The organism is Sphaerimonospora thailandensis (assembly GCF_016863115.1).
GTDB lineage: Bacteria > Actinomycetota > Actinomycetes > Streptosporangiales > Streptosporangiaceae > Sphaerimonospora > Sphaerimonospora cavernae.
In genome coordinates, this window is record NZ_BOOG01000107.1 from 1 (window position 1) to 3,743 (window position 3,743).

Below are 3,743 nucleotides of genomic sequence, written 5' to 3' on the forward strand. Positions count from 1 at the left end.
GCGCTCACCGGGATGCTCATCGACGTGGGCGTCCATACACCACGGCGGACACGACCGATCCCGGATCGGCCGACTCGGAACCCGTCGATCACCGGTGCGGCCGGGCACGTCACGTACGTCTCGGCCGAACTCGCTGTCGTGCCCGCCACCGTTCACATCGGGCACAGCCTCGTGGTCGTCGATCCGGAGCCCGACCTCGTTCCCGATCATTGGGTCACCGTCATCTCGGCGAGGCTCTCCTGCGCGGCGATCGCCTGACACAGCGCGCGCAGGTCGTCGCCATCCACCGTCCGGTAGGCGCCGGCCCGCTCGGCCTCCGGAGAGAACGGCCGCTCCCGGCTGGCCCACAGCCGCCCCTCATCACTCCTCATGATCCGCCACCCGGCGAACTCCGCACCGGCCGCGGCAGCTTTATCGTGTGACACGGTCAGGAACCTCCGTTTCCTGATCAGGACCCGTCGGCGGTGTGCAGTACCTCCGGCGGGTCCGTTTTTGATCTCTAGCGCTTTGCTCGAAGGGGTCTTCGTTGTCCTTTGGCAAAGGCAGATTTATAGTGTTCTAGAGCACCTGTAATGTCAAGCAAAACTCTAGAGTGCTCTAGAACAGGAGGATGATTATGGAGATCCCAAAGGCCCTTGCGCCCTATCGACGGATCGCCGCGCAGATCAAGGCCCGGATCGAGCGGGGAGAGCTGCAGCCTGGTGATCAAATCCCGTCGGTCCGGGAGATCATGCGAACTGAGGGCGTCTCGACCGCCACGGCCACGCGCGTCGCGGCAGTTCTGCGGGCCGAGGGCTACGCCGAGTCAGTGCCCGGCATCGGAACCATCGTCACCAGGCGACGCAAGCTGACCAGTGGCCCGGACCGGCTTCAGATGCTTCGCGCCACCGGCGACGGTCTACGTCCCGGCGAGCGTACCGAGATCCTCGGAGCCGACCTGGTCCCGGCTCCGAGCCACGTCGCGGACGCGCTCGGTATCGACGAAGGGGACAACGTCGTACGCCGCCGGCGCGCCTACTACGACGAGCAGGGAGTGGTCGCGCTCTCCACGTCATGGCTTCCTGGCCAACTTGCCGATGCCGCACCGGAGCTGCTGCTGAGCCGGCCGCTACCGAAAATGACGTTCGGGCTCGTCGAGGAGCGAACCGGACGGCGAGCGGCCAAGCGTCGAGACATCGTCGCGATCAAGCCTGTCCCCGATGATGTGGCCGCCGCACTGGGCGTCGACCCTGGGACGCCGACGTTGACCATGACCAACTGCTATTGGGATCACCAGGGCGAGGTCACCGAGTACGCCGAGGACTACCTCGGCCACGGCCGCGAACTGTCAGCGGACTTCGACCTCAGCTGACCTGGCGCCGATTTCGCTCATGGACCGCGCTGCCGATGCAAGCCGCCCTGATCCGGTTCTTGCCTCCGGCTGTCAGTCGCTGTCTATAGGCTCAGAGACAGGGAGAAGGGGCAGGAGCATGACGGCACAGCATCAGGAACCGGGAAGCATCGGGCGTACGCCGCAGCAGATTCGCACATCGCTTCGCGATGATCGCAGTCCGCGTGCCATCCGCGCCGCACTCCCCATCGAGGATCTGGACGCATTCGACCGGCAGTACCGCAAGGCCCTGCGAACCGCCGCGGACGATCTGGACCTGACACCACTACACGAGTGCGTGGAGTCCTGGTGGCGGCACGCGGTTCTCCGAGCCGATCCCGTGGCCTACCAGGACATGATTGACCAGGCCGAGGAGGTCCAGCGGCGGGTGGAATCCGGCGAGCCCACCGGCGGGATGGCCTGGGAAGAGGCAGAGGCTCGACTGCGTCGCAGGATCTCGGCGGGACAGTAGGTGTACACCGTCGATTTCGACCCGATAGCCCAGCAGCAGGCCGACGCCCTCCCGACGGAAGCGATCAACCCGTTCCTCGAACTGCGGGCCACGCTTGAGATAGATCCCTGGAGCGGTGAACCGCTAAATCCAGACAACCCGAAGGCCAACATCCTCACCCAGGCATTCGGCGGCTTGGGGTTGATCGTGTACCTCGTCCTCGACGAACACCGACTCGTACACATCCTCCGGATCGACTGGCTCGGCTGACCGCGCCGTCAGACCTCGGACACCGGCGAAAGCGACCGGCAGGGCGGCTCTCGGGCCCGTCACGTCGGGGAGCGTCACGTCGGGGAGCGTCAAGTCGGGTACGGCCTGAGCCGTACGGCTTCCGGCTCCCGGGACGGCGAGGGCGGCCGGCCGATGAGGTGCATTCCGGCGCTGCGGGCCTCGGAGATCGTCATCTCGATGACGGCGCGGTCGTCGATCTGGAGATGGACACGGGGTTCGCTTGGAACACGCCCTTGAGCACGTGTTCGGGAAGGACTGGCTTCAGTGACCACGCATCGCCTCCGGTTCAAAGTCACCCGTGAGAGGGCCATCGACACCGGAGCCATCATCTGGGGCGCGGTTCCGATCGATGCGCCCATTGCCGGAGGTGTCTCTGGAGAGACCCTGGCGGAGCTCCGGGAAGAAGTCGAGGCGGTAAAGCACTTCATCCTCGATCTCCCCTCCGACGTGCCCGTGGCTGTGGAGTATGTGTTCGAGCTCCTTGGGGTCCCCACCAAGGAGCTGACCACCTACCGGGAGACGATCAGTCACCTGAGCAGGCAACTGCGGGAAGCAGGCCTTTCGGACGAGGACAGCGCAGCCTTGCTGGGCACTCCTGGCGCGCTCGCGCAATCCCTGCCGCCGCTCGGCGCCTTCAGCGAAGCGGGAGTGCCCGAACGCGGATGCCGGTGGTGGTGAACGCCGCGATCGCGCCTTCCTGGAGATGCGGTTGGAGGATGTCGAGATGCGAAAGGATGATGTTCACCAGGTCAGGCGGCCGGAGTTCTAGAAGTTCACGGACGAGGATGACTGATGGTTCGGTGGCGCGTGCCTGAGCCAGGAGCGCGCCGAAGTCAGTGTCGGCGGAAACGATGACCCGGCCGCTCGCCACGGCAAGCGCCATGATCGTGGTGTCCGGTGCGCCTTTGGCTTGGAGATCGCGGACGTGCACCGCATCGTGATCGGCTTTGGTGAGCAGTTCAGCGACTCGGGGTGAGAGATTCTCGTCGACCAGGAAGTTCACGCCGACTCTCGAAGGCGGTAGAAGTGGACGTTCGTCGACGCCGCCGCGTACTCGAGAGCCTGCTTGATGTCGTCCCGTTCGAGATCTGGGTAGTCCGACAGGATCTCGTCGAAGGACCAGCCGGCGGCAACGAGTCGGACCACGGTCTCGACGGTGATGCGCAGGCCGCGGATGGTGGGCTTGCCTTCGAGCTTGTCGGGCTCGACGGCGATGCGGTCGAAGTTCATAGTGTCTCCCCTCGCTCCTGATACTGCCAGGTTGGCCACGAGCGGGCGAGCGTCATCGAACCCGCGCTGTCAGCTTGGAAAGCTGGCCCGCCTGCCGTCACGGGGGGTGTACGGCAGGCGGGCCGTTTGACGGGGCGGCCTTCCTCGGCGGGAAGGTGTTCGGGGAAGGCCGCCCGCACCCTGCCGTCACCGGCGAAAGCGATCGGCAGGGCGGCTCATCAGACCTGTCACGCCGGGGAGCGTCAGGCCGGGCGGTGATTGCGGCGAGCGTGCTATGCGGGCGGGGTCTCCATGACGGCGAGGGCGGCCAGGCCGATGAGGTGCATTCCGGCGCTGCGGGCCTCGGTGATCGTCATCTCGATGACTGCGCGGTCGTCAATCTGGAGGTGGATGCGGGGTTCA

Annotated in this window: 8 protein-coding genes; 5 read left to right on the plus strand and 3 right to left on the minus strand. The window is 65.8% G+C overall.

The annotated features are described in order from the left end of the window. Positions 1 to 258 (plus strand): hypothetical protein (locus tag Mth01_RS28995; RefSeq protein WP_204019151.1); only part of this gene is annotated, 258 nt, incomplete at its 5' end. Here Mth01_RS28995 and Mth01_RS29000 read toward each other — a convergent pair. Beyond that, positions 207 to 425 (minus strand): hypothetical protein, encoded by a 219-nt coding sequence (locus Mth01_RS29000; protein WP_204019158.1) that lies wholly within the window; start codon positions 423 to 425, stop codon positions 207 to 209. The genes Mth01_RS28995 and Mth01_RS29000 overlap by 52 nt on opposite strands. Positions 426 to 616: 191 nt before the next feature. On the opposite strand from Mth01_RS29000, the gene Mth01_RS29005 reads away from it, so the two are divergent. From Mth01_RS29005 to Mth01_RS29020, 4 genes are all read left to right on the plus strand, one after another. Beyond that, positions 617 to 1,351, plus strand: a complete 735-nt coding sequence (locus tag Mth01_RS29005) for a GntR family transcriptional regulator (protein ID WP_204019152.1) — start codon at positions 617 to 619, stop codon at positions 1,349 to 1,351. A gap of 118 nt (positions 1,352 to 1,469) precedes the next feature. Then, positions 1,470 to 1,841: a DUF6247 family protein gene (locus Mth01_RS29010; RefSeq protein WP_204019153.1), complete on the plus strand. Its 372-nt coding sequence runs from the start codon at positions 1,470 to 1,472 to the stop codon at positions 1,839 to 1,841. Continuing rightward, positions 1,842 to 2,090 carry a hypothetical protein gene (locus Mth01_RS29015; protein ID WP_204019154.1) on the plus strand — a complete coding sequence of 83 codons (249 nt, stop codon included), beginning with the start codon at positions 1,842 to 1,844 and terminating at the stop codon, positions 2,088 to 2,090. It begins immediately after the preceding gene. 285 nt (positions 2,091 to 2,375) lie between these two features. After that, positions 2,376 to 2,789: a hypothetical protein gene (locus Mth01_RS29020; protein ID WP_204019155.1), complete on the plus strand. Its 414-nt coding sequence runs from the start codon at positions 2,376 to 2,378 to the stop codon at positions 2,787 to 2,789. On the opposite strand, the gene Mth01_RS29025 is transcribed toward Mth01_RS29020, so the two are convergent. Then, a complete protein-coding gene (locus Mth01_RS29025; protein ID WP_204019156.1) occupies positions 2,746 to 3,114 on the minus strand; it encodes a DUF5615 family PIN-like protein in 369 nt (122 codons plus the stop codon). The genes Mth01_RS29020 and Mth01_RS29025 overlap by 44 nt on opposite strands. Continuing rightward, on the minus strand, positions 3,111 to 3,341 hold the full coding sequence (locus tag Mth01_RS29030) for a DUF433 domain-containing protein (protein WP_204019157.1): 231 nt from the start codon (positions 3,339 to 3,341) through the stop codon (positions 3,111 to 3,113). The genes Mth01_RS29025 and Mth01_RS29030 overlap by 4 nt, the downstream gene beginning before the upstream one ends. Between the last annotated feature and the right edge of the window lie 402 nt (positions 3,342 to 3,743).

Coding starts and splice junctions, on each gene's coding strand:
- Mth01_RS29030 (WP_204019157.1), bottom strand. CDS start 3,341: ATGAACTTCGACCGCATCGCCGTCGAGCCCGACAAGCTCGAAGGCAAG.
- Mth01_RS29010 (WP_204019153.1), top strand. CDS start 1,470: ATGACGGCACAGCATCAGGAACCGGGAAGCATCGGGCGTACGCCGCAG.
- Mth01_RS29005 (WP_204019152.1), top strand. CDS start 617: ATGGAGATCCCAAAGGCCCTTGCGCCCTATCGACGGATCGCCGCGCAG.